The organism is Mesorhizobium sp. 113-1-2 (assembly GCF_016756475.1).
Taxonomy (GTDB): domain Bacteria; phylum Pseudomonadota; class Alphaproteobacteria; order Rhizobiales; family Rhizobiaceae; genus Mesorhizobium; species Mesorhizobium loti_C.
Map to the genome: position 1 here is coordinate 1,749,584 of NZ_AP023242.1, position 24,301 is coordinate 1,773,884.

26 protein-coding genes are annotated in these 24,301 nt (G+C 64.3%); 12 read left to right on the plus strand and 14 right to left on the minus strand.

Annotated features, from left to right (window positions below; all coding sequences use genetic code 11):
* Window position 1 precedes the first annotated feature (1 nt).
* Complete coding sequence (locus JN279_RS08440) at window positions 2-1,000, minus strand: DUF2125 domain-containing protein (protein WP_202352504.1); 999 nt, start codon at window positions 998-1,000, stop codon at window positions 2-4.
* Between the two features lie 152 nt (window positions 1,001-1,152).
* Here JN279_RS08440 and JN279_RS08445 point away from each other — a divergent pair, with 152 nt between their 5' ends.
* The 3 genes from JN279_RS08445 to JN279_RS08455 all read left to right on the plus strand — a co-directional run bounded on the left by JN279_RS08445 (window position 1,153) and on the right by JN279_RS08455 (window position 3,461).
* Entirely contained in the window at window positions 1,153-1,674 is a 522-nt protein-coding gene (locus JN279_RS08445) for a gamma-glutamylcyclotransferase (protein WP_202352505.1), read from the plus strand.
* Between the two features lie 123 nt (window positions 1,675-1,797).
* The gene (locus JN279_RS08450; protein WP_202352506.1) at window positions 1,798-2,745 is read left to right on the plus strand and encodes an aldo/keto reductase; all 948 of its coding nucleotides are present in this window, start codon (window positions 1,798-1,800) and stop codon (window positions 2,743-2,745) included.
* Window positions 2,746-2,834: 89 nt separating this feature from the next.
* Window positions 2,835-3,461: a LysE family translocator gene (locus JN279_RS08455; protein ID WP_202352507.1), complete on the plus strand. Its 627-nt coding sequence runs from the start codon at window positions 2,835-2,837 to the stop codon at window positions 3,459-3,461.
* 19 nt (window positions 3,462-3,480) lie between these two features.
* Here JN279_RS08455 and JN279_RS08460 read toward each other — a convergent pair whose 3' ends face one another.
* Together JN279_RS08460 and JN279_RS08465 are read right to left on the minus strand one after the other, a co-directional pair.
* Entirely contained in the window at window positions 3,481-4,269 is a 789-nt protein-coding gene (locus JN279_RS08460; RefSeq protein ID WP_202352508.1) for a lysophospholipid acyltransferase family protein, read from the minus strand.
* Window positions 4,270-4,346: 77 nt separating this feature from the next.
* Window positions 4,347-5,252, minus strand: a complete 906-nt coding sequence (locus tag JN279_RS08465) for a LysR family transcriptional regulator (RefSeq protein WP_202353666.1) — start codon at window positions 5,250-5,252, stop codon at window positions 4,347-4,349.
* 100 nt (window positions 5,253-5,352) lie between these two features.
* On the opposite strand from JN279_RS08465, the gene JN279_RS08470 reads away from it, so the two are divergent.
* From JN279_RS08470 to JN279_RS08480, 3 genes are read left to right on the plus strand one after another with little or no spacing between them, the layout of a single operon-like run.
* A complete protein-coding gene (locus JN279_RS08470; protein ID WP_095204035.1) occupies window positions 5,353-5,904 on the plus strand; it encodes a carboxymuconolactone decarboxylase family protein in 552 nt (183 codons plus the stop codon).
* Between the two features lie 58 nt (window positions 5,905-5,962).
* Window positions 5,963-6,433 (plus strand): nuclear transport factor 2 family protein, encoded by a 471-nt coding sequence (locus JN279_RS08475; RefSeq protein ID WP_202352509.1) that lies wholly within the window; start codon window positions 5,963-5,965, stop codon window positions 6,431-6,433.
* Between the two features lie 24 nt (window positions 6,434-6,457).
* Window positions 6,458-7,090: a pyridoxamine 5'-phosphate oxidase family protein gene (locus JN279_RS08480; RefSeq protein ID WP_096450727.1), complete on the plus strand. Its 633-nt coding sequence runs from the start codon at window positions 6,458-6,460 to the stop codon at window positions 7,088-7,090.
* 8 nt (window positions 7,091-7,098) lie between these two features.
* Here JN279_RS08480 and JN279_RS08485 read toward each other — a convergent pair whose 3' ends face one another.
* The 3 genes from JN279_RS08485 to ftsE all read right to left on the minus strand — a co-directional run bounded on the left by JN279_RS08485 (window position 7,099) and on the right by ftsE (window position 9,580).
* A complete protein-coding gene (locus tag JN279_RS08485) occupies window positions 7,099-7,824 on the minus strand; it encodes a YdcF family protein (RefSeq protein WP_096450725.1) in 726 nt (241 codons plus the stop codon).
* A gap of 111 nt (window positions 7,825-7,935) precedes the next feature.
* Window positions 7,936-8,928, minus strand: coding sequence for a cell division protein FtsX (locus JN279_RS08490; protein ID WP_096450723.1), 993 nt, complete (start codon window positions 8,926-8,928; stop codon window positions 7,936-7,938).
* Window positions 8,921-9,580 carry a cell division ATP-binding protein FtsE gene (ftsE, locus tag JN279_RS08495; protein WP_010911739.1) on the minus strand — a complete coding sequence of 220 codons (660 nt, stop codon included), beginning with the start codon at window positions 9,578-9,580 and terminating at the stop codon, window positions 8,921-8,923. Before ftsE ends, JN279_RS08490 begins: the two co-directional genes overlap by 8 nt.
* A 189-nt stretch (window positions 9,581-9,769) precedes the next feature.
* On the opposite strand from ftsE, the gene JN279_RS08500 reads away from it, so the two are divergent.
* The 3 genes from JN279_RS08500 (at window position 9,770) to JN279_RS08510 (ending at window position 11,471) form a co-directional block, all read left to right on the plus strand.
* The gene (locus JN279_RS08500) at window positions 9,770-10,414 is read left to right on the plus strand and encodes a hypothetical protein (RefSeq protein WP_096450721.1); all 645 of its coding nucleotides are present in this window, start codon (window positions 9,770-9,772) and stop codon (window positions 10,412-10,414) included.
* A 23-nt stretch (window positions 10,415-10,437) separates the two neighbouring features.
* On the plus strand, window positions 10,438-10,980 hold the full coding sequence (gene hpt, locus JN279_RS08505; protein WP_096450719.1) for a hypoxanthine phosphoribosyltransferase: 543 nt from the start codon (window positions 10,438-10,440) through the stop codon (window positions 10,978-10,980).
* Between the two features lie 119 nt (window positions 10,981-11,099).
* Window positions 11,100-11,471, plus strand: coding sequence for a response regulator (locus JN279_RS08510; protein ID WP_010911735.1), 372 nt, complete (start codon window positions 11,100-11,102; stop codon window positions 11,469-11,471).
* On the opposite strand, the gene JN279_RS08515 is transcribed toward JN279_RS08510, so the two are convergent.
* Window positions 11,472-12,419 carry a DMT family transporter gene (locus JN279_RS08515; RefSeq protein ID WP_096450717.1) on the minus strand — a complete coding sequence of 316 codons (948 nt, stop codon included), beginning with the start codon at window positions 12,417-12,419 and terminating at the stop codon, window positions 11,472-11,474.
* Window positions 12,420-12,642: 223 nt separating this feature from the next.
* Between JN279_RS08515 and JN279_RS08520 the strand changes: the two genes are divergently transcribed.
* A complete protein-coding gene (locus JN279_RS08520) occupies window positions 12,643-13,524 on the plus strand; it encodes a LysR family transcriptional regulator (protein ID WP_096458001.1) in 882 nt (293 codons plus the stop codon).
* Here the strand turns inward: JN279_RS08520 and JN279_RS08525 are convergent.
* The 3 genes from JN279_RS08525 to JN279_RS08535 all read right to left on the minus strand — a co-directional run bounded on the left by JN279_RS08525 (window position 13,503) and on the right by JN279_RS08535 (window position 17,577).
* On the minus strand, window positions 13,503-13,874 hold the full coding sequence (locus JN279_RS08525) for a glyoxalase superfamily protein (RefSeq protein WP_096450715.1): 372 nt from the start codon (window positions 13,872-13,874) through the stop codon (window positions 13,503-13,505). The genes JN279_RS08520 and JN279_RS08525 overlap by 22 nt on opposite strands.
* A gap of 53 nt (window positions 13,875-13,927) precedes the next feature.
* Complete coding sequence (locus tag JN279_RS08530) at window positions 13,928-16,519, minus strand: TIGR02302 family protein (RefSeq protein ID WP_096450713.1); 2,592 nt, start codon at window positions 16,517-16,519, stop codon at window positions 13,928-13,930.
* A 116-nt stretch (window positions 16,520-16,635) separates the two neighbouring features.
* Entirely contained in the window at window positions 16,636-17,577 is a 942-nt protein-coding gene (locus JN279_RS08535; RefSeq protein WP_096450711.1) for a threonine/serine dehydratase, read from the minus strand.
* Between the two features lie 50 nt (window positions 17,578-17,627).
* Here JN279_RS08535 and JN279_RS08540 point away from each other — a divergent pair, with 50 nt between their 5' ends.
* Window positions 17,628-17,930 carry an ArsR/SmtB family transcription factor gene (locus JN279_RS08540; RefSeq protein WP_096450709.1) on the plus strand — a complete coding sequence of 101 codons (303 nt, stop codon included), beginning with the start codon at window positions 17,628-17,630 and terminating at the stop codon, window positions 17,928-17,930.
* 19 nt (window positions 17,931-17,949) lie between these two features.
* Here JN279_RS08540 and lysA read toward each other — a convergent pair whose 3' ends face one another.
* The 3 genes from lysA to argH all read right to left on the minus strand — a co-directional run bounded on the left by lysA (window position 17,950) and on the right by argH (window position 21,015).
* Complete coding sequence (gene lysA / locus JN279_RS08545; RefSeq protein ID WP_096450707.1) at window positions 17,950-19,218, minus strand: diaminopimelate decarboxylase; 1,269 nt, start codon at window positions 19,216-19,218, stop codon at window positions 17,950-17,952.
* A gap of 69 nt (window positions 19,219-19,287) precedes the next feature.
* Window positions 19,288-19,494, minus strand: coding sequence for a hypothetical protein (locus JN279_RS08550; protein WP_096450705.1), 207 nt, complete (start codon window positions 19,492-19,494; stop codon window positions 19,288-19,290).
* A gap of 120 nt (window positions 19,495-19,614) precedes the next feature.
* A complete protein-coding gene (argH, locus tag JN279_RS08555) occupies window positions 19,615-21,015 on the minus strand; it encodes an argininosuccinate lyase (protein WP_202352510.1) in 1,401 nt (466 codons plus the stop codon).
* Between the two features lie 37 nt (window positions 21,016-21,052).
* On the opposite strand from argH, the gene tlpA reads away from it, so the two are divergent.
* Entirely contained in the window at window positions 21,053-21,733 is a 681-nt protein-coding gene (gene tlpA / locus JN279_RS08560) for a thiol:disulfide interchange protein TlpA (RefSeq protein WP_202352511.1), read from the plus strand.
* A gap of 4 nt (window positions 21,734-21,737) precedes the next feature.
* Here tlpA and JN279_RS08565 read toward each other — a convergent pair whose 3' ends face one another.
* Window positions 21,738-24,188, minus strand: a complete 2,451-nt coding sequence (locus JN279_RS08565) for a sensor domain-containing diguanylate cyclase (RefSeq protein ID WP_202352512.1) — start codon at window positions 24,186-24,188, stop codon at window positions 21,738-21,740.
* Between the last annotated feature and the right edge of the window lie 113 nt (window positions 24,189-24,301).

Consider the following 24,301-nt stretch of genomic DNA (forward strand, 5'->3'; position numbering starts at 1 on the left):
GTTATTGCACCGGCTTGATCTTGCCGAGTGGGATGAAGCCGAGCGAGGCCTTGCCCTTGATGACTTTCAGCGGCATCGACGGTTCGCTGCCGAGCATAGCCAGCGCGGCAAAGCCCTGCTCGATCGCATTCTTCTGCTCGGGTATGGCTCCGGCAAGGATGGTTGCCACGGCCTTGGGATCCTTGATCCGGATCATCAGATCGGCGTCGACCAGACCCTCAGCGTCCACCGACAGCGGTCCGGAAACGGTGACCCGTGCCGTGCCGGAGGACAGATCGAGGTTGCGAATCTCGACCTTCTGGCCGCGCAGGCTCTTCACCTGCATTCCAATCAGCGCGACACCATTCTTCAGCGTGGCGTCGCCGCTGGCATCGAGCGCCGGCAGCACGCGCCCGCCGATCGCATCCGGGTCGATCTCCAGATCAGTGAAGCTGCCGATGTAGTCGACGTCCTGACCATTGGGCTGCAGCTGGCCGGCGGCCCTGCCGGCGCTGAACAGTTCCACCGGATCGGTGTCGTCGGCCGGATCGGTCTGCCCGGACAGCCCTTCCGCCTGCAGCGCGATGCGCTGCGGCAGCGGCCATGATAGTTTGACCTTGGCCTGCAGATTGTCCCAGTCGATCCACAGCGGCACCATGCCGGGGACGGAGGTCCTGAGCGGGCCGCGCAGATCGGCGACCGGCGACAAAGGCTGGATGATCTGGGCGACGGCATTGAAGGAGCCGGCCGAAGCCGCGATGTTCCTGGCATCGTCCTCGTAGGCGAGGTTGTCGCAGGAGACGGAGAAGCTCAAGGGATAGCCGCTGACCTGGAGATTGGCGCAGCCGGCCTGGACGCCATCCTTGTTGAGCGTGGCGACCGCCTTGTCGGCTTCAGCCCTGACCCTGTTGGCCAGGTAGAACCAGCCACCGCTGTAAATGGCGAACAGCACAACGATGAACGCCACAAGCCAGAACAGGCCGCGGCGGGACTTTGGTTGGCGTTCGTCACTTGACGTCATGCTTTGGCTCTCATTAACGCATGGATGTTGGTGGACGGACCTTCGATTCCGACAACCAGGTAGACATTGGCGAATAGGTAGCCGGGGACGGACGGAAAAAACACCGGTTCCGGTGCGGTGGTGCCATTCTTTTTGCAATCAGGCGCGGCGATATGGGCGATTTTTGGGTGTTTGGCTATGGCTCGCTGATCTGGCGGCCGGGTTTCGCGCATGTCGAGACGCGGCGCGCCCATTTGCACGGCTACCGCCGCTCGCTCTGCGTCTATTCCTTCGTGCACCGCGGCACGCGCCAGCGGCCCGGACTGGTGCTCGGCCTCGACCATGGCGGCTCCTGTGTCGGCCTGGCTTTCCGTGTGCCCGGCGAATTGCGCGACGAGGTCATCGCCTATCTGCGCGAGCGCGAACTCGTCACATCAGTCTATCTCGAGCGCACGCTCAAGGTCCGCCTCGACGGCCGCGGAACGGTCGAAGCGGTGGCCTACATCGTCGACCGCAAGCATGAGCAATATGCCGGCGGGCTGGACGCCGCGCATGCGGCGGCGGTGGTGCGCGGCGCGGTCGGCCAATCCGGCGGCAACGAGGATTACGTTCTCAGCACGCTGAAGCATCTGGAGGCGCTAGGCATCCGCGACCATTGGCTGGAAGAAGTGGCACGGGGGATAGCGCCTTTGTGAAGCGCTGGCTCTGCGGAAAAACGCGGCCAGGCCTTTGACCTCGGCGAGGCAAGACCTAGCTTAGGCCCCGAACCCAACCAGCGGGCGGCTTCCGCCCGGTCGAAATCATCACGGAGATCCGTCTTGCAGAAACGCCGTCTCGGTCGCACCGACCTTTCCATCGCGCCGCTGGTTCTGGGCGGCAACGTCTTCGGCTGGACCGCCGATGAGAAGACTTCTTTCGACCTGCTCGACCGCTTCGTCGGCGGCGGTCTCAACGCCATCGATACGGCCGACGCCTATTCGCGCTGGGTGCCGGGCAACAAGGGCGGCGAATCGGAAACCATCATCGGCAGCTGGATGAAGGACCGTGGCAACCGCGACAAGGTCGTGGTGATCACCAAGGTCGGCTCGGATATGGGGCAGGGGCACAAGGACCTGTCCGCCGCCTATATCGAAAAGGCCGTCGATGCCTCGCTGAAGCGGCTGCGGACCGATGTCATCGACCTTTATCTGTCGCACTGGCCGGATCCGACCACGCCCTACGAGGAAACCCTCGGCGCCTATGAAAAACTGCTCGCCAAGGGCAAGGTCCGCCATGTCGGCTGCTCGAACCTCGACGCGGGCCAGTTGCGCGCCGCGCTCGATGTGGCGAGCCTGCGCAGCCTGCCGCGTTATGAGGTTTTGCAGCCGGAATACAATCTCTACGACCGCTCGTCCTTCGATGGGCCGTTGCGCGATCTCTGCGTGGCCGAGGATATCGGCGTCATCACCTATTTTAGCCTGGCCAAGGGTTTCCTGAGTGGCAAATACCGCAGCGAAGCCGATCTTGGCCAAAGCGAGCGCGGCGGCGGGGTGAAGGACTATCTCAACGCGCGCGGCATGCGCATCCTGGCAGCGCTCGACGCGGTGTCGGCCAGGCATTCGGCCAGGCAGGCGGAAGTGGCGCTTGCCTGGGTTATCGCGCGGCCGGGTGTCACCGCGCCGATCGCCAGCGCCACCAAGCCTGAGCAGATGGACAGCCTGATCAAGTCGGCTTCGTTGAAACTGACCGCCGACGACATGGCAGAGCTCGATCGGGCGAGCAGCTGAGGCTTCGGCCCCACTCTACGCACGAACGTCCAAGACCACGCTCCTGTCTTGCCATAGCGTCCTTCGCTCGTGGCAAGGCAGAGGGTGCAATGACGGAGCCGCTTCTTTCGCAGCCGCAGCTTTGGCGACCGCTGCTGGCGCTGGTACTGGCCGCCACTGTGGTCATGGGCAGTCCAGGTCCGGCAACGATGAGCGTCACCGCTGTCGGCGCCGCCTTCGGCCTGCGCGATTCGCTGCGCTACACCTTGGGGATCGTTGTTGGCACGACCGCCGTCTTGCTGGTCGTGGCGACCGGGATCATGGCGGTACTCGGGTCGATGCCGAGGTTGGCGACAGTGCTGGTTGTCGCGTCCGCCGCCTACATTCTCTATCTCGCTTTCAAGATCGCCACGGCGCCGCCGCTGGCGGCACGCACGGCCGAGGCTTCGCGCCCGACCTGGCTGGCCGGGTTTCTGCTGGCGGTCGCCAACCCCAAAGCCTATGTGGCGATCGCCGCCGTGTTTGCCGGCGCCTCGTCTACCCAGGGCGGTGTCGAGCTTGGCCTATGGCTGAAGCTGACGGTTCTGGCGGGAATGATCGTTGTCATCCATGCGGTGTGGCTGCTTGGCGGTGCCGCGTTCGCGCGCTTCCTGCGCAGGCCTGTTGCCTCGCGCATCATCAATCTGGTCTTCGCCGCGACGCTGGTGCTGACCACGGTCCTGGCTGTCTACGGCTGATTGCCTGGCCGAAGGGCCTTCAGGCCTTCGCGCCGAGCTCCCGCAGCCGCTTCACCGCAGTCGGCGGGAAGGCCGGAGGGTTGGGCGCGCGGGATGCCTCGACGAGCATCTGGTCGCAAGCGGCTTCCGTCTCGCCGATCAGCCGCGTCATGAACTCGTCCTTGCCGAGGCCCGGCGGAATCGGCGGCAGGAAACGCGCCCTGATGGTGCCGGGGTACCGCAGGAACTTGCGGCGCGGCCAATAGAGGCCTGCGACATGGGCGACCGGCACCACCGGAACGCCGAGCTGCGCGTAGATTTCGACGATGCCGTATTTGTAGGCCGGCTCGTCGCCGGGCGCCCGGCGCGTGCCCTCGGGATAGATGATCAGCTGGCGTGGGTTGCGCGCCATCTCTGCCTTGGTCGCCGCGACCACAGCCTTCAGGGCTTTGGAGCGGCTGCCGCGATCGACCGGGATCATGCGCATCTTCATGATGTACCAGCCGAAGAACGGGATCCAGGTCAGCTCGCGCTTGAGGATGTAGAGCGGGTCCTGAAGAAAGGGGAAGAAGGCGATTGCGTCCCAGAAGGACTGGTGCTTGGGCGCCAGGATGAAGGAGCCTTCGGGCAGATTTTCCTGCCCGGTGATGTCGCTCTTGGTGCCTGCGATCTTGTCATAGAGCCACATGCAACTGCGCGACCAGAATTTCGGCACGAACCAGGCACGGTGGCGGGGCGACAGGAAATAATACGGGGTCCAGAGGATCATCTGGACGATCAGATTGACGTAGAAGACGAAGTTGAACGCCAGCGATCTGACATAGAGCATGGGGGAGGTCCGGTGAGGAGGTGTGCGTTGGTTACACCAAGCAGCGGCAAAAAGGAAACAGGGCGATGCGGCTCACTCTACCAGGTCGCCTGTGCTAGACGTTCCCTCAGGCGTGGGGCGGCGAAATCGAGGAAGGCGCGCAGTTTCACCGGTAGCCGGCCCTGGCCGGCGTGCACCAGGTTTACCGGCCACGGCTCCGGTTCGAATTCCCCGAGTACCGGGCAGAGTGTCCCTGAGCGCACAGCAGCGACGATCTGGTAGGAAAGCACGCGCGTCATCCCGACACCTGCAATAGCGGCATCGATCGCTGCCTCGGCGGTGTTGACCCGGAGCCTGGAGCGGACAGGGACGGGAACGTCGGCCTTTTCCACTGAGAAGGTCCATGTGGCGAGTGAGCCAAGGCCTTCGAAGGTGATGCAGCTGTGCGTCTCAAGGTCTTTCGGGGTTTTCGGAGCCGCGTGCTCGGCGAGATAAGCCGGACTTGCGCAGACGACATGCCTGATCGAACCGACCCTGGTCGCGAGCATGCGCGAGTCCGGCAGCCGGCCGATACGGATGGCGAGATCGATATGCTCCTCCGCCAACTGGCTTATCCTGTCGCCGAGCGTCAGGCGGATATCCACTTGCGGGTAGGTGGAGAGGAACGCGGTGACGATCGGCAGCACGTGAAGCCGGCCGAAGACGATCGGCGCGGTGATGATCAGTTCGCCGGTCGGAGCGCTGTATTCGCCGCCGGCGACGCGTTCGGCCTCGCCGACCTCGTCGAGAATGCGGCGGCAGGCGGCAAGATAGGCGTCGCCCGCGTCGGTCAGCGTCAGCCGGCGTGTCGAGCGGTTCAGCAGACGTGTCTGCAGATGCCGTTCCAGATCGGAGATCTTGCGGCTGACGGTCGCAAGTGGAACGCCCGAACGGCGTGCGGCGGCGGAAAGGCTACCGGTCTCCACCGTCGCGACGAAAAGGGACATGGCCTCGAGGCGATCCATCGTTTCTTCCGGAAATTGGAAGGATTGATTGCAAATATGCCATCTACATCCGGCAAGTGGAAGAGTGCAAATAAGCGGCGTGACCAACAAGGAAATCGCAATGCCGCGCATCACCACGCCATCGTCCATCGCCGCTGCTCCCACAGCAACGCAACCCGTGCTGCAGGCTGTCGAGAAGCAGCTTGGTGTCGTGCCGAACCTGTTTCGCATGGTCGCCAACAGTCCAGCCGCGCTCGAAGGCTATGTCGCCATGTCGGGGGCGTTGGCCAAGGGTCGGTTGCCTGCACCCACACGCGAGCGCATTGCGCTGGCGGTCGCCGAGATCAATGGCTGCAGCTACTGCCTGTCCGCACACACCTACCTTGGCAAGAACCTCGCCCGGCTCGACGATGCCGAAATGCTCGCCAACCGCCACGGTGGCTCCACGGACCCCAAGGCCGCCGCGGCGGTGCGTTTTGCCGCCAAGGTTGCGCAGAGCCGCGGGCATGTCAGCGATGAGGATCTCTCTGCCGTGAGGCTGGCGGGTTATGACGACGGACAGATCGTCGAGATCGTCCAGCATGTCGCCCTGAACGTCTGGACCAACTATATCAATGAAGTTGCCCAGACCGAGATCGATTTTCCGGTTGTTTCTGTCCGCGATGCTGCGTGAATCCGGAAAGGGCTGGCGGTGTCCGCCGGTCCCGCCCTTCATACCGTAGAGGATTCCCATGTCTGAAAGCCGCCCGCCGCTTCCGCCTTTCACCGCCGAGACCGCAGCGCAAAAGGCGCGGATGGCCGAGGATGCCTGGAATTCGCGCGATCCGGCACGGGTCGCGCTCGCCTATACGACCGACAGCCGCTGGCGCAACCGCGCCGAATTCCTGCAAGGCCGCGATGCCATCCAGGCCTTCCTGACGCGCAAATGGAGCCGCGAGCTCGACTACCGGCTGATCAAGGAGGTCTGGGCCTTCCACGGCAACCGCATCGCCGTGCGCTTCGCCTATGAATGGCACGACGACAGCGGCTCCTGGTTCCGCAGCTACGGCAATGAGAACTGGGAGTTCGACGAGCACGGGCTGATGCGCCTGCGCATCGCCAGCATCAACGACCTGCCGATCGCGGAAGCCGACCGCAAATATCACTGGCCACTCGGGCGCCGCCCGGATGATCACCCGACATTGTCGGCGCTCGGGCTCTAGCGCCATCCCGCAAGGAGGCTTTCGATGAACGCGCATGCTTTCACCAGTGACGTCGCCTTCACGCCGACCGTCAAGGCGATCCAGGCGCGCAAGGGTTCGCGCCAGTCTTACGCCCGGGTCGAGGAGCGTGGTGGCTGGCAAGCCGTCATCACGCCGGACCTTGCCGCTTTCATCGAGATGCAGACCAGCGTCTTCCTGTCGACGGCCAATGGCGATGGCCAACCCTATATCCAGCATCGTGGCGGGCCGGCCGGCTTTCTCAAGGTGCTGGACGAAAAGACGATCGGCTTCGCGGATTTTTCCGGCAACAGGCAGTTCATCACGCAGGGCAATCTGGCGGACAATCCACGCGCCTTCCTGTTCCTGATCGACTACATGCTGCGCCAGCGCATCAAGATCTGGGGTACGGCGCGCGTCGTCGAAGGCGATGCCGAGTTGATGGCGAAGCTGATGCCGCAAGATTACAAGGCACGTCCAGAACAGGTCATCCTGTTCACGGTCTCGGCTTGGGATTCCAACTGCCCGCAACACATCCCGCAGCGCTTCGAGGCGGCTGACGTGGCTGCAGCGCTTGGCGAGCGGGACAGACGCATTCAGCAACTCGAACAGGAGGTTGCGCGTCTCAAGGGGATGTCAGGCGCTGCCGCCAAAGACTGATATCTGGATCAGCCGCCGGCCGCGGTCTCGGCCAGCGCGACGCCGTCGGGAGTCTGCTTCACCGGCACGATGCCGCGCGCCAGCGCCAGGAGATATTTGGTGTATTCGGTGAACAGCACACGCAACGCCCGTGGCTTGGTCAGCCAGCCGCCATTGTCGAGGTTGGAATTGACCACTGGATAGGGCTCCAGCTTGGCGCCATGCAGCAGCCGGCCCATTTCCAGCAGGCTGCGCGGCATGTGATAGTTGTTGGTGACGAGGATCACCGTGCTGTAGGCATGGCTTTCGACCCATTTGGCGCTTTCCTCGGCATTGCCGATCGTGTCGAGCGCGGCGCGGTCGATGTCGACGCAGCAGGAAAACAATTTCTTGTCGCCGCCGGTCGCGACCTGGAGCTGACGACGGCTGGCGGAAGGATGCACGCCGCTGATCAACAGCCGCTCGCCCTTGCCGGACGCCAGCAGATCCATCGCGGCGTCGAGGCGCGACTGGCCGCCGGTGAGCACGATGATGGCATCAGCCTTCTGCGGATTGGCGGGCGTGGTCAGATGGGCAACCTTGTTGGCGAACCAGCCGAAGCCGCCGGCAAACAACGTTGCAAGGACGAGAAGAGAAAGCGCGGATATCCGCAGCGCGGTCTTTAAACGGCTAATCCCGCTATGGTCGCGCAGACGCGCGACCACCACTGGCATCTGTCCAACCGTCCCGGTCGAATCCCGCACGTCCATAGCCATATGGTTAATCCCGAAATGCGGCCTTTGGTAGGTAAAAGACGCAATTTGCGTTACGCCGGTTCTCCATCCGTGATCACTTTGCTTCCATCCTCGCCAAGGCATGCCCCTTTTTCATGCGTCGGGTTGGCGAACGTCGATGTCGCTGAGATAGGCGACGACGGTGGCGTGCGAGGTTGCCGCCGTCAGTGCGCCGATCACCAGAACCATCAGGACGACGCCGAGATAGCCCGCCGAACCGATGGCGAAATTGCCGAACAAAGCGGTTGCCTGGTCGGCCTGCGGCGTCGCCATGTTGCGCGACGACCACCAGGAAAAGACGATGAAGACCAGGACCGCCGCCGCACCGCCGGCGGCCGCGCCCTTCATGCCGGTGACCAGGAAATGCCGGCGGAATTCACGCGCAATGAAAGCCGCCTCGGCGCCGACGAAATGCAGCACCTCGATGATGTGGCCGTTGCCGGCCATGGCGCCGCGGGTGGCGAAGACAACGGTCAGCACTGTCGCCGACAGCATCAGCGCCAGCACGGCAATGCCGATGGTCACTGTGGTGCGGGCCATGGCCACCAGCCGGTCGACCCAGGTGCGGTGATCATCGAGCGAGGCGCTTGGCAGTTTCGGCGTGATCGCGGCGCGCATGGCGGCGAAGTCGGGCGGGCTGTTCTCGTCGATGGTGACGATGATCAGGCGCGGCACCGGCAGCTCGTCGATGTTGAGGCCTGAACCGAGCCACGGCTCCAGCAGCCTCGCGGTCGCCTCGCGGTCGATGATCCTTGTCGATTTCACGCCGGGGAATTCGCCTGCGATCTGCGAGGCCTGGGCAAGGGCGGCTTCCATGTCGACGCCGTCTGCCGGCTTGATCTGGATCGTTGCCTCGCGCGAAATCTGGTTCTCCCAGACCGAAGCGGTGTCACGCACCAGCGTCACCGCGCCGAAGGTCAGGCAGGACAGGAAGGTCATGATGGCAATGACCAGGACGAGCGCCCGGCCGGCGATGTTCTGCGCCGGCACGATCGGCGCCATACGCCGCTGGGCGCGCGGCCTTGCCTCGGCCGCCTCGGCGTCCTGCTCATGCTGTTCAAGATGTTCGGCGGACAGGTCAGTCATAGATGTCCAGCCTTCCGCCGGCCAGGATCATGCGGCGTGCGTCGACCTGTTCCATCAGGCCGAGGTCGTGGGTGGCGATCACCACGGCGGTGCCCAGTCGATTGAGTTCGATGAACAACCTGAGCAGGCGCCGCGCCAGCGGCGGATCGACATTGCCGGTCGGTTCGTCGGCCAGCAGGATCTCCGGTTGCTCGATCAGGGCGCGGGCGATGGCGGCGCGCTGCTTCTCGCCGCCCGACAGGACCGGCGGCAGCACATGCATGCGCTCGCCCAGCCCCACCCATTTCAACAACTCGGTGACATCGGTGCGGTAGCTTGCTTCCTCGCGCCCGCGCACGCGCAGCGGCAGCGCGACATTCTCATAGGTGGTCATGTGGTCGAGCAGGCGAAAATCCTGGAACACCACGCCGATGCGGCGCCGCAGATGCGGCAGTTCGGTGCGCGAGATGCGCGAGCGGTCCTTGCCGAAAATGGTGATCAGCCCACGCGTCGGCTTCAGCGACATGAACAGAAGGCGCAGCAGCGTCGTCTTGCCGGCGCCCGAAGGTCCGCTCAGGAACTGGAAGGAGCGCTCCGGTATATGCAAGGAGATGTCACGGAGGATTTCCGGACCCATGCCATAGCGGAGGCCGACATTTTCGAAGCGAATCAATTTCGACGACCTGAAATTCCTGGCAGCTCTAGGCCTGCCTGTTCTGCGAAAAGACCATCGGCCGGCATGGTTAACCGGCGGTTAATTCCTGGGTTGTTTCGGCGCGTCACGAGGGCTCCGGTGGGGAAGCGTTAACCATTTTTGTTTACGCAAAAGAAACGAAAAGCGAACACGCGCAATAACGGGGCCATGATGGCTGACGAACGAACCGCGCGCCCGGTTTCCGGCGAAATCATGACCGATGCCCCGGCAATTGCCGTGGTGGACCGGATCATGCGCGGCCCAGCGGCCGATATCGTCGATGCCGACTATGAAGTGATGCCGCGCCTTGCCCCTACCGTGGGAAGCGTTTCACCGCCGCCGCGCCTGATTGTCACGCCGTCCATCGAGGGCATGGACATGCTGCGCAAGCCGGAACCGCCGGCGGAACGGCCGCCGGCCGTGCGCGGCGGGCCGATCTTCTGGATGGTCGGTATCGGCGCCGCCCTTGCCGCCTTCTGGGTTTCGGGCGGTCATGCGCTGGTGCGCCAGGCGCCGTTCCTGTCCGGCGCGCAGGCGTCGGCGTTGACCATTTCGGGCGTCACCTCGCGCGTCGACGTCTCGGGCGCCAATCCGGTGCTGTTCGTCGATGGCGAGGCCGCCAATGACGGGATGGGGCCGGCGACAATGCCGCCGCTCGAAATCCGCGTGACCGGCAATGACGGGCGCACGACCCGCTATACGTTGGGGACATCCGGCCATTCGCTGGCATCAGGCGAAAGATTCGGCTTTGCCAGCCGCCTCGACGTGCCTAAGAACGGCGTAAGGACCGTTTTGGTTACTTTCGCCCCATAGGCGATCACCGGGGAAGACCAGCAATGCCAATCGTACGCGACAAGGACATCGAAGTCCTGTTTTCGGCATCGGCGATTGCGCGCCGCAATCTCGAACTCGCCAAGGAGATCGCCGGGCACGATTATCACGATCTCTTGGTGATTTCGGTGCTGAAGGGCTCGTTCATCTTCGCCGCCGACCTGATCCGCGCCATGCATGATGTCGGCCTGTCGCCCGAGGTCGAGTTCATTTTCATTTCCAGCTATGGCGCCGGTACCACCAGCGGCGAGGTGAGGGTGCTGCGCGACATCGACAATGAGGTCGCCGGCCGCGACGTGCTGCTGATCGACGACATTCTGGAATCGGGCAAGACGCTGACCTTCACCCGCGACCTGATGCTGTCGCGCGGTGCGAAAAGCTGCGCCATCGCCGTGCTGCTCGACAAGCGCATGCGCCGCCAGACGGCGCTCACCGCCGATTATGTCGGCTTCGACTGCCCCGATTATTTCGTCGTCGGCTATGGCATGGACGTCGCGCACGCCTTCCGTGAATTGCCGTTCGTGGGTGTCGTTAAAGGCGATGCGTGAAGCCGTTGCCTTCAGCCGACAAGTTCTGAAAAAGGCCTTAACGACGGCGGAAAAATTAGCCCGGTCGGGCGCTGGGCACTTTCAGGAAAAGTCAACTTTTCGCGGCCAAATTGCCGGCCATGGCAAAGCTTCTGATCGTCGAGGACGATGAATCCGTCCGCACCCTCGCAGCCCGCGCGCTCGAACGCGCCGGCCACGCAATCGATATCGCCGCCGACGGCGCCCAAGGCCTGGCGCTGATCCGCGCCGCGCATGGTGGCTACGATCTCGTCGTCTCCGACATCCGCATGCCGGAGATGGACGGCATCGAAATGGCGATCGCGGCGGCGGCCCTTTTCCCGGCGATGAAGATCATGCTGATGACCGGTTATGCCGATCAGCGTGAGCGCGCCGAGGAATTGAACGGCATCATCCTCGATGTCGTGCAAAAGCCCTTCACGCTGGCCGAAATCCGCTCGCGCGTCGAACGGGCGCTGATCTGTTTCGCCTGATCAGGCTGGATCTCTGACGGCAAGCACCGGCGCTGTACTCACGCGCCGCCCGGTGTTGAGCGCCAGCAGGCCGGCGCCGATGATCAGCGCCGCGCCGATCACGGTCGTCGACCTGGGCACCTCGGCGAAGAACAGGAAACCCCACAGCGGCGACCACAGAATGCCGGTGTATTCGAAGGTGGCGACGCGGTTGGCCGGCGCCAGCCGGTAGCCCTGCGACAGCAGGATCATGCCGGCGGAGGCGACGAAACCGCAGGCGGCCATTTTGAGGAAATCCGACAGCGTCGGCCATATCCAGGGCCGCACCAGGAATTCGACACTGGGGTGGACGGCGTGGGTTATGCCGGCCAGGTGGAATGTGCCGGCAACGACGGCCGCGCCGATGAGATAGGCGCCGTTCTGATAGAAGGCCATGACGGTGGACGATTCGGTATCGCCGATCTTGCGGGCCATCAGCTGCGAGAAGCCGTAGAGCGCCGCCGAGCCGAGCGACAACAGCGCGGCCCAGTCGAACAGGCCGGCGCCGGGGCGCACCATAACGATGACGCCTAGCAGTCCGATCAGCACGGTCGCCAGCGTTCGCCATGAGGCGCGTTCGCCAAGATACGGCCCGGCCAGCGCCATGATGAACAGCGGCGCCATGAAATAGAGCGCCACCGCGTCGGCCAGCGGCAGCGCGGCAATGGCCAGATAATACACGGTGTAGGAGCTGAACTGGATGAAGGCGCGGATTGTCAGCAAGCCGAACCGCTTCGACAGGATTGCCGACAGCCCGACATCGGCGTGGACGAGGACGATCAGGATCGGCAAGGCGATGATAGAACGGATCGCCATCACTTCGGTCACCGGGTAACCGCTCGACACGGCTTTGACGAGCGGGTCCTGCAGCGAGAACACCAGCACGCCCAGACACAGGCTCAGGATGCCACGCACCATCCTATTCTGCATCTGCGTTCCGGCTCCTGCGCGTGTGGTCCGAAGCTTTCGCCTGCGGAGCAAAAAGAACCCGCCACCGTTTCGGGCAGCGGGCACGAGTGAGGACTCTTTGATTGGTCCGCGGCCGATTTCGCAGCCGCATATCCAATGGGTGAGGCAACTATCGTCCGGCGTTTGACATGTTGCAAACGAATTGGAATGATGCCAGCGATCAAATCTGCTTATGATGGATAGCATGCGCCCGACCCTCGACAGCGATCTCCTGCGCACCTTCGTCGCCATTGCCGAGGCCGGCAATTTCACCAGGGCGGCCGAGCAGGCCGGCCGCACACAGTCGGCCGTGTCGATGCAGATGAAGAAACTTGAAGAGCTGGTCGGCGATAGCCTGTTCGAGCGCGGCTCGCGCGGTGTCGCGCTGACGCGGCGTGGCGTCGAGCTCATCGTCAACGCCCGCCGCATCGTCTCGCTGCTCGACGAAACGGCGGCGTCGATGGCGGCGCCGCCGCTCGGCGGGCCGGTGCGCATCGGCATTCCGGAGGAATATGGCCACGCCATCCTGTCGCGCGCGCTGGGCGCATTCTCGAAGCGTCACACCAAGGTCGAGGTCACCGTACGCTACGCGCATTCGGAGGCGCAGCTGGCGGCGCTCGCCGCCGGCGAACTTGATCTATGCGTGGTGTTCGAATGGCAGGATCCGGCCGGCGGCGAAGTGCTGATGCACGACCCGACGGTCTGGGTGACGTCGACGCTGCATCACATGCACGAGGAACGGCCGGTGCCGATCGCGCTCTATAACAGGGTCAGCTGGTGCAAGGACTTCGCCATCAAGTCGCTGGAGCAGCGCGGGCTTGCCTATCGTGTCGCCTATACCAGCGACACCACCGGTGGTCTGAAGCTTGCGGTCACCTCGGGGTTGGCGATCGCGCCGATCTCGCGCAGCAACATCCCGGACGGTTGCCGTGAACTGACGTCGGCCGACGGGTTCGGCGACATCGATTCGTCCAATGTGGTGATGCATCGCAGCCCGAACGCGTCAGGCGAGGCGATCGATGGTATGCAGGAGGCGATCCGCGAGGCGTTCGTCAACAGGCAAGGTCAGTCCCTGACATCCTCATAGAAGGTCAGGCGGTTGCCGAACGGGTCGGCGACCGTGACCTCCTTCGTCTTCCAAGGGGTCTCCTCCAACCCCGGCCTGGCAAAGCGGTACTTTCTTTCGGTCAACTCGTGGTGGAGACCCGCAATGTCGGTCGTCTCGATCCGGAGATGAGAGCCCGGCGCGCCGTCGCCATGATGTTCGCTTAGATGCAAGACGCAGCCGTCGCGATAAATGCCTGTGTAAAGCGGCGTATTGTCTGCGTAACGGTGTTCGAACTGCACTTCGAAACCGAGAAAATCGACGTAGAATTCATGCGCCTTGGCCACATCGAAGATGCGCAGGATGGGCGTGACAGTACCGAGCTTCGGCATGGTGTTGCAACCGTTCGGGAGGGGGGTCGGGCAGGGCCTGGGGGCGGCGGTCCCTATTTCAGCTCAAGCAGCCGTTCGAGATAGCTGCGCTCGATATCCGGGCTGAGCGCGTTGCCGAGCCGCTTGCGGATCGCTTCAAGGATCTGACGGGCGCGCTGGACGTCGATCTCGTCGGGGACTTTCACCGAATCGCCGAAATCGGGACCCTGGCTGGCGCGCGGCCTGCCGAGCGGGTCGCGGTCGGCATTCTGCTGACGCCCGCCTTCCTGGCTGCCGCCCTGGTCGCCCTGCATGGCCTGCATCTGCTTCATCATGTCCTTGGCGCCCTTGCGCAGCGCCTCGAGCGCCCGGCCCTGGTGCCCGACGGCCTCGTCGCCCTGGCCCTCGCCAAGCGCCTGCTCGGCATTGCCCATGGATTTGCCGGCCTCGCCAAATCCTTCATTGGGCTCCATGCCCATGCCTTCGAGGCTCTTCTTCAGCCTATCGAGATCGCTTTTCAGCTGGCCCTGGCCTTCCTGAAGCTGCTTCAGCGCATCGGCGAATTCCTGCGGCGTCATCGGCTTCGGCCTGGCGAGCGGATCGCGGTCCTTGCCAACGCCGGGTTTGTCCTGGTTCTCGCCGCCGCCCTGGCCAAGTTGCTCGTCGCGGTTCTCTCCGCGCTGACGCTCGCCACGCTGCATCTGGTCCATACGGAAGGTGTCGTTCATCATCTCCTGCTGGCGCCGCAGGATCTCGCCGAGCTTGTCCATCTGCTGGCGCATCTGGCTGTCCTGCTCACCGCCCTGCTGCTGACGGCCGGCCTGGAGATTGTTCATCATGTCCTGCAGCTGCGACAGCAATTGCTGCGCCTTGTCGCGGTCGCCCGACTTCGCCAGATTCTCGATCTGGTCCATCATCCGGTCGATGTCGCTCTGGCGCAGTTCCTGGCCGTTCTGCTGCATCTGCGGCGCGTTCGGGTTCTGCTTGGCGCGTTCGGCGAATTCCTGCAGGAACTGGTTCATCGCCTCGCGCAGTTCCTTCATCGCCTTTTCGATTTCCTGGTCGCTGGCGCCGTTCTTGATGGCGTCCTGCAGGGCCTGCTGCGCCTGGCGCAGCCGCTTCTCCGCGGCCGAGAGGTTGCCCTCCTCGATGCCGAGCGCGATTTCCCAGAGATAGGCGACCTCGCTGCGCAACTGATCGTCGTTGCCGGCCAGCTTCAGCCGGCTGCGCGCGCTCATGATGGCGAGGTAGTGGGACATGTTGTCGAAGGTGTCTTCGGGCCGCAGCGTGATGGCGTCGATCAGGTCGAGCACGCGCGGCCTCGCATTGGCGTCGAGCGCCAGCAAGCGGCGCTGCTCGATCACCGCCCGCGCCAGCGGGTTGGCGAACGGCCGCTCCGGCATCACCAGCGTCTTGGTCTCGCTCGACGCGGTGTGGCCGGCGTCGTCGGTGGCGACCAGCGTCAGCTTGATGCTGCTGCCGGCCCAGACATGCTCGGTCAGGTCCTTGGTGGTCTTGGCGGCATTCGACTTGCCGCCGCGGCGCGGCAGCGCCAGCGGCATGTCGGGCGGGCCGTAGAGCGGGTGTGCACCCGGCGCCTGCGGGTCGGCCTGTTCGAAGACCGCCTTGGCGGTGGCCGCGCCATAATCGTCGTCGATCTGGTAGTTGAGTTCGAAGGCGCCATTGGCGGCGCGCTTGGGCTCACCGACGAAGCGGATCTGCGGCGGCTTGTCCGCGATCACGGCAAAGGCCCAGCGTCCGAGTTGATCCTCACCCGATTTCAGCGTCAGCGTGCCGTCACCGGTCAGCTTGCCCGTGAACTGGCGTATCTTGGCTGGCGCCGCCGGGATTGCAGCAGGCTTGGCGGTGGCGGCCTGCGGCCCGGCCGGGTCGATGGTGCGCGCATTGCCATCCTTGTCGGCATAGGCGAGCGTTTCCTCGCCCGAGCCGCCGGTGACACGCAAGGAGACATCGCTGCCCTCGGGGACATGAAATGTCGGCGTCGCCTGGTTGGCGTCGGCGGTCAGGAAGACCGGCGGCTTGCCGGTGTAGGCGGGCGGCGTCACCCAGGCATCGATGCGCGGCGGCACGGCATCGTGCGCGCCGTGGGCGCTGAAGCCGTCGGCTATCCTGCCGCCGGTCGGCCCGAAGGAGAAGGCAAAGGCGGTGACGAGCAGGAGTGCGGCCACGGCGCGCAGCGCCCAGGGGTCGCGCTCCGGCACGCGGGTGCGCGGCAGGTCGGCGCCGAGGCTATCGAGCCTTGCCGCCATGCGCTTCTGGTGTTCGCGCCACAGCGCCTGCGAGAAGCTGCTTTCCTTGCCGCTTGGCCGGTCGGCCTGCACCAGCACGGGGCTGTGCAGCAGTTTGTTTGCGGCCTCGATGCGGCGATCGACCTCGGCGGCACCAGGCAGGCGGAAGAAGCGTAGCGGATAGAGCGCCGCCAGCCCCGCCACGCCGAACGCGACGACAAGGCCGATGCGCACCACATCCGGCAGCCGCGAGAAAACGCCGAACCAGGAGATACTCAGGAACAGGCTGGCGACAATGATCAGCGGCAGCAGCAACGGCCAGCCGCGCTCAACCATCATCGAGACCCGCGTCGCCAGCCGGCTGAGCGCAAGGCGCCCGGCGAGACCGCGATCGCTAGAGGTGGGTCGTTGCGTCATCGGCCCTTCCTGGAATCAGGCGGGATAGCCCGATCCTCACGACTCGAAGAATACCAGCAAACACGGCAAAGGCGAGGCGCTTTCAAAAAACGTGAAGCTCGCCGCACTGGTTGCAATCAGAAATTGGCGGGGTTTGCGTTGGCGCCACAGACCAGCACGGCGACGCGTTCGCCAGGTGCCGGCGTGTAGCGGCCGGACAGGATCGCGGCGAAGGCGGCAGCTCCACCCGGCTCGGAGATGATGCGCACCCGGTTCCACAGCGCCTTCTGGGCGGCGATGATGTCGTCGTCGCTGACCAGGATGGAGCGTTCGACGAAGGCTTCGGCGATCGGGAACATCATTTCGCCGACGCGCTTCGGCGCCAGCGAATCGGCGGCGATGCCTTCCGCCGGGGCGTCGACGGGATGGCCGGCCTCGAAGGCGCGATGAAGCGTCGGCGCGCCCTCCGGCTCGATGGCGATGATGCGAATGCGGCCGGCATACCAGGCGGCGATGCCGCCGATCAAGCCGCCACCGCCGACGGCGACGAGCAGCGTGTCGATCTCAGGCAAGTCGTTCTCGATCTCGAGCCCGAGCGTGCCCTGGCCGACCAGCGTCTCCTCCTGGTTGAAGGCGTGGATCTGCAAGGCGCCGGTTTCCTGCGCGAAACGTTCACTGGCGGCCAGCGCCTCGGCATAGCGAGCACCGCCGACGACGAGGTCTGCGCCATAGCCGCGAATGCGGTCCAGCTTGGCCTGTGGGCTCACTTCGGGAACGAAGATGGTCGCCTTGTGGCCAAGCCGCATGGCGGCATAGGCGACGGCGGCGCCATGATTGCCGCCCGAGGCGGCGACGACGCCGGCTGCGGGAACCGGCCGTTCGAGCAGGTTGGTGAAGGCGCCGCGCGCCTTAAACGAACCGGAATGCTGCAGGCATTCGAGCTTGAGGTCGACCGCCAGCGACGGCCGGTCGAAGTCGGCCATGTCGACGTGCAGCACCGGCGTGTGCCTGATATAGGGCCGGATGCGCGGTTCCATCGCGGCAATGCGCTCGCGCGTGACGGTGTTGCCCTGCGACATGGCGATCTCCTCGGGATTGACAGTAATTAGTAACTTGGCAAAATGGCTAAATGCAAGAGGTTGATGTCTTCAAGGCGATCGCCAACGAACGCAGGCTGCAGATCCTCGACTGGCTGAAGGATCCGCGCGCGCATTTCCCGGCCCAGGCCGACGGCGACCTGGTCGAGGACGGCGTTTGCGCGCTGCTGATCGCCGAGAAGCTTGGCATCACGCAAGCGACGCTCTCCGAGCATATGCGCGTGCTTACCCAGGCCGGCCTGCTGCGGCCCAAGCGCATCAAGCAATGGACGTTCTACCGCCGCGACGAAGACAGGATCGCCGACACAAGGGCGCTCCTCCAGAACCGGCTGTAGCGTCGCCGGACGGAGGCTTCTACGCAAGCCAGTCGGGCACCGAATCCAACCCGATCAGATCGTCATAGGTCAGGCGCGGACGCACGACGTGGAAACGATCGCCGTCGACCAGAACCTCGGGCACCAATAGCCGGGTGTTGTAGGTGCCGGCCTGCACGGCGCCGTAGGCGCCGGCCGTGGAGACGGCAACCAGATCGCCAGCCTTCAGCCTGGGCAAGTCACGGTCGAGGCCGAGATAGTCACCGGTCTCGCAGACCTGGCCGACCACGTCGACCATCATGCGAGGCGTGTCGGCCGGCGGCTGCACGACCGGCCTGATGTCGTGGAAGGCATCGTAGAGCGTCGGCCGGATCAGATCGTTCATGGCGGCGTCGACGACGAGGAAATTCTTGGCGTCGCCTTCCTTCACGAAGATCACTTCCGAAACAAGGATACCGGCATTGCCAACGATCAGCCGGCCCGGCTCGAACATCACCTTCAGCCCGAGCTTGGTGACATGCTTCCTGACGACCTGGGCATAGGCATCTGGCAAGGGCGGCGGGTTGTTGTCGACACGATAGGGAATGCCCAGCCCGCCGCCGAGATCGACATGATCGATGGCATGGCCATCGGCGCGCAGCGCGCCGACCAGCTCGACCAGCAGGGCGAAGGCGTCGTCGAAGGGCTGCAACTCGGTGATCTGGCTGCCGATATGGGTGTCTATGCCGGTGATCTTGATGCCCGGAAGCGTCGCTGCCCGAGCATAGACCTGCCGCGCCCGCTGCCAGGCAATGCCGAACTTGTTCTCGGCCTTGCCGGTGGAGATCTTCTTGTGGGTCTTGGCGTCGACATCGGGATTGATGCGCAGCGAGATCGGCGCCACCTTGCCGAGCGCGACGGCGCGGGCCGACAGAAGCTCAAGTTCAGGCTCCGACTCGACGTTGAAGCACAGGATGCCGGCTTCCAGCGCAAAGTCCATTTCGCGCGCGGTCTTGCCGACGCCGGAGAACAGGATCTTGCTGGCCGGGACGCCGGCGGCCAGCGCCCGGCGCAATTCGCCTTCCGAGACCACGTCGGCGCCGGCGCCGAGCCTGGCCAGCGTCCGCAGCACGGCCTGGTTGGAATTGGCCTTCATGGCGTAGCAGACCAGCGTGTCGAGCCCGGCAAAGGCCTGGGCGAACACGCGGTAGTGCCGGGTCAAAGTGGCGGTGGAGTAGCAGTAGAACGGCGTGCCGACCTGTGCGGCGATATCGGGGATTGCCACGTCCTCGGCATGCAGCACGCCGTCGCGGTAGTCGAAATGGTTCACGAGAGTGGTTCCGGAAAGTTGGAGCGCGACGAGATCGGGTTCAGAAGACCAAACCCGATCTGATCGGTTCTAGATCAGCGGGTCGAGGATGAATTTCTTGTCCTTGACCGGTTTTTCCGGCTCCGGCGGCAGCGGCTGCTTGGCCCTCTCGGCATCCTTGCGCGCCTGTTCGGCGGCTTCATAGGGCGTGTCGAGACCGGCCTTGCGGCCGCAGGCGGTCACGGCGGCCATCGCCGCCAGCAGCGTCAGCGTCACCAAAATCCTGCTTCCGGTCATCGATCCATCCGTCCGAAACGTTTTGTCAGCCGCCGCTTTTAACCGAGTTCTCGGCGTATTGCACCCCGGGATATTGCCGGCTGCAATATCCGTGATATTGCCGGTGGCAATATCGGGGCATCAGCCTTTCGCCAGTCGCTTTTTCCAGTAACGAATCTGCTTCCTCACTTCCGATGGCGCGGTGCCGCCGAAACTGGTGCGGCTCTTGACCGAGTTCTGCACCGCCAGCACCGAGAAAATATCCGATGTGATGCCGGGGTTGATCGACTGCAGGTCCTCCAGCGAAAGCTTCTCCAGGCTCACCTTTTTTTCCTCGGCCAGCGCCACGGCGCGGCCGGTGACATGATGCGCCTCGCGGAACGGCAGGCCGAGCGTGCGCACCAGCCAGTCGGCGAGGTCGGTCGCGGTCGCGTGGCCGGAACCGGCGGCCTTCTTCATCGCGGCGGCGTTGACCGCCATGTCCGAGACCATGCCGGTCATCGCCGCCAGCATCAGGTCGAGCGTCTCGGCGGCATCGAAGACCGATTCCTTGTCTTCCTGCATGTCCTTGCCATAGGTCAAAGGCATGCCCTTCATCACCGTCAGCAAGCCAACCAGATGGCCGTTGACTCGGCCGGTCTTGCCGCGCACCAGTTCGGCGGCGTCGGGGTTCTTCTTCTGCGGCATGATCGAGGAGCCGGTGGAAAACGAGTCCGACAGCCTGATGAAGCCGAATTGCGGCGTCGACCAGATGATGATCTCCTCGGCCAACCGCGACAGATGCGTGGCGCAGATCGCCGCCATGGCGAGGAACTCCAGCGCGAAATCGCGATCGGAAACGCTGTCCAGCGAATTGCGCATCGGCTCACGGAAGCCGAGCGCCTTGGCGGTCTGGTGGCGGTCGATCGGGAAGCTGGTGCCGGCAAGCGCGGCAGCACCGAGCGGGCTCTCATCCATGCGTTCGATGGCATCGCGCACGCGCGACAGGTCGCGCGCAAACATCTCGACATAGGCCATGCAATGGTGGCCGAAGGTCACCGGCTGCGCCGCCTGCATATGGGTAAAGCCCGGCATCACCGTCGCCGCATGCTCCTCGGCCCGCTCCAGCAATGCAGAGATGAGCCCCTTCAGCGCCTCGGCGACGCGGAAGCACTCGTCCTTGACCCAAAGCCGCAGATCCACCGCCACCTGGTCGTTGCGCGAGCGCGCGGTGTGCAGGCGGCCGGCGGCCTGGCCGATCAGGTCGGCGAGGCGGGCCTCGACATTCATGTGGATGTCTTCGAGCTTAGTCGAAAACTCGAAGCTGCCAGCCTCGATCTCTTTCAGAATCGTGTTCAGGCCGTGAGCGATTTTTTCTTGATCGGCCGCCGAAATAATGCCCGTTTGCGCCAGCATCTCGCTATGGGCGATCGAGCCGCGGATGTCCTGCGCGTAAAGTTTGCGGTCGAACGAGATCGACGCGTTGATCGCTTCCATGATCGCGGCCGGACCCGAGGCAAATCGTCCGCCCCACATCTGGTTGCTGGTCTTCTTGTCGCTCATCGCTATAAAACCCGTGCTTCGGAGCAGTTTTGAGAAAATGGCAGACGGAAACAGATTTTTCCCGGCCCCGCGCCTGATCCTCGCCGCCCTGGTGGCGGGAGCGCTGGCCGGCGCGGTCGCGGTATATGTCAGCGAGAGCCGGTCTGGCAACAACGCACCGGCCCAGGCGGCGGTCGGCGGCAGCAAGGATGACGTCGCCTGCGCGGCCAAGAGCGACCGCGCCAAGAAGATCGCCGCCGCCGCCACCGGCGAGGTCGCTGCGCTTTTGCCCGCCGATCCGCCGCAGTCGATGAAGAGCCTTGCCTTCAATGGTCCGGACGGCAAGCCGATGACGATCGCCGACCATGCCGGCAAGACGGTGCTGCTCAATCTCTGGGCGACGTGGTGCGCGCCGTGCCGCGCCGAAATGCCGGCGCTCGATGCGCTGCAGAAGGAGAAAGGCAGCGACGCCTTTCAGGTCGTCGCCGTCAATGTCGATGCCGGTGACGATGTGAAGCCGAAGAAGTTTCTCAAGGACACCGGCGTCGAGGCGCTCGGCTACTACCGGGATTCGACGGTGGCACTGTTCAACGACCTCAAGGCGCGCGGCCTGGCGCTCGGCCTTCCCGTCACCATGCTGATCGACGGCGAAGGCTGCCTGATCGCCCATATGAACGGCCCGGCCGAATGGTCGGGGCCGGATGCCAGGCGGCTGGTCGAGACGGCACTCGGATCGTAAGCGACTAGGCTGAGCGCACGCTTGGCTTGAGCAATACGAGACTGCCATCCCGACTGTCGGCGCGCACCGGAGTGCGCTTGCCGTGGCCGGTCAGGTCGTCGAACGCTTCGATGGGTGCCGGCTTGCCGAGATAGTAGCCCTGGCCGATCTCGCAGGCTTCCGCATCCAGGAACTTCAGCTCGCCAAGCGTCTCGACGCCTTCCGCAAGAACCGGCAGACCAAGGCCGCGCCCCAGCCCCAGCACGGCGCGCACGATCGCTGCGACCTGACCGTTGGTGTCGACTGCCTTGATGAAGGACGAGTCGATCTTGATCTTGTCGAAGGGGAAGGCGCGCAGGTTGGAAAGCGAGGAATAGCCGGTTCCGAAATCGTCCATGGCCACGCGCACACCAAGCGACTTGACCTGCCGCAGGGTTGCCAGCGCACGCGGCATGTCCTTCACCAGCGCGGTTTCGGTGATCTCAAGTTCCAGCCTTGTCGGGGCAAGACCTGTCTTCAGCAGGGTCTCGTGGACCTTGCGGCTGAAATTGGGATTGTGAAGCTGGACCGCGGAGACGTTGACGGCGACCGTCAGCGGATTTTCCCAGCGGGCGGCTTCCTCGCAGGCGGCGTCGAGCACCCAGTCGCCGATCTGCCCAATGGCGCCGCTGTCTTCGGCCACCGGAATGAATATTGCTGGGGAGACGTCACCGCGTTCGGGATGGCGCCAGCGGATCAGGGCTTCGAAGCCGACCATTCTGCCGCTGCTGATCTCCTTCTGCGGCTGGTAGACGAGGTAGAACTCGCCGCGCACCACGGCCTGGCGCAATTCGTGCTCCATTATGCGCTTGTCGCGGGCGTCGGCGCCCATCGATGCCTCGAAATAGCGATAGGTGTCCCGGCCTTCGGTCTTGGCGCGATAAAGTGCCGTATCTGCATGGCTGATCAGGCTGGTCTGGTCCTCGGCATCGAGCGGATAGACCGCGATGCCGATGCTGGCCGAGACCAGCCCGCCGCCAGCCGCGGCCCGGTTCTCCTCACGCATTGCGGCGAGCAGCGCCCCCGCAATGCGGCCCGCTGCCTGCGGGTCGGGCAGGTTGGGGGCGATGATGGCGAATTCGTCGCCGCCGAGGCGCGCAAGCAACTGGCCGTGGCGCAGAACGCCGGCAGCGCAGGTCGCCACCTTCTGCAGCATCGCATCGCCGGCGCCATGCCCGTAAAGGTCGTTCACCTCCTTGAAACGGTCGAGGTCGAACAGCAGAAGCGCGAGATGCCGGGGTTTGGCGCCCTTGTCGGCATTGGCGTTCCGGTTCATCGATGCGATTTCCGCGTCGAGACGGCTGGAAAAGGAGCGGCGGTTGGCAAGTCCCGTCAGCGGGTCGAAATGGGCGAGGCGAAGGATCTCCTCTTCCGCCTTCTTGCGCTCGCGAATGTCGCGAACGGCAATGACGTTGTGGGGCTTGCCGCAATAGTCGATGCTTCGGGCGATCAGTTCGACGGGAATTCGCGTTCCGTCGCGGTTCCTCAACTCCGCCTCCCACGGCTGGCCTTCCACGCTCGCCGCGTCGCTTGCTGTGCGTTCGTCGAAGATCTCGCCCAACTCCATGCCGTTCAATGTCGCGGCCAGCGTGCCGGTCAGCTTGCCCATGCTGTCATTGGCGCTGACGATGCGGTTGCCGTCGCAGACGATCAGGCCCTCCACGGCGGCATTGGCCAGGCCGTGCATGCGGTCGACCTCGAGCTTCTGGCGACGGAAGCGCAAATCGATCCACAGCGCCGATGCCGACAGCACCAGGATCACCAGCGTGGCGGCGGCGGCCGCGAAAGCCTGCGAGGTCGGCTCGATCGTGTATTCGGATATGACGATCGAGGAATCGGGGAAGATCGAGACGGCCCCCATGGCGATGAAATGCAAGATGCAGATCGCCAGCGTCAGCAGCACCGCGCCGATGGATGTTGCTGCCAAGGAGGGACGGCGCAGAACGACATGCAGCGCCAGCGCCGCAAGCACTACGCCCGCCAGCAAGGAAACGGCGACAAGCAACAGGTTCCATTCGATCCGGCCCTGAACCTCGAATGCCGCCATGCCGATATAGTGCATGGCCGCGATACCGCCGCCCAGAACGGCGCCGCCGACGAGACGACACTCGAACTCGTCCCGCAAGGTGGCGATCCACATGCCGGCCGCCGTCAGCGCGACCGAGGCGGCGAGCGAGAGCACGGAGAGCCAGGGATCGTAGGCACTGGGTATGCCCGGCGTGAATGCAAGCATGGCGATGAAATGCGTTGCCCAGATGCCGAAACCGGTCGAAGTGGCCGCGATCATCAGCCAGGCCAGCCGATTCCGGTCTGTAGAGCGGCTGATGTGGCGAAGCAGACTGACAGCAGAGAAACAGGAAATCCCGCAGATCAGCGCGGCAAGTGCGACCAGTCTCAGATCGTGCTGGTTCACGATGCAATTGTAGACAGTCAACATCTTATTTCCCCAAGCCGATTGGAAATAAAAGACGAAATATGACTGAATAATGCTTGGTTGTTGAAGGATCGATGAAGTCGGCTGCAACCGTAGCGTGCTTTCCCGGCGCAAAA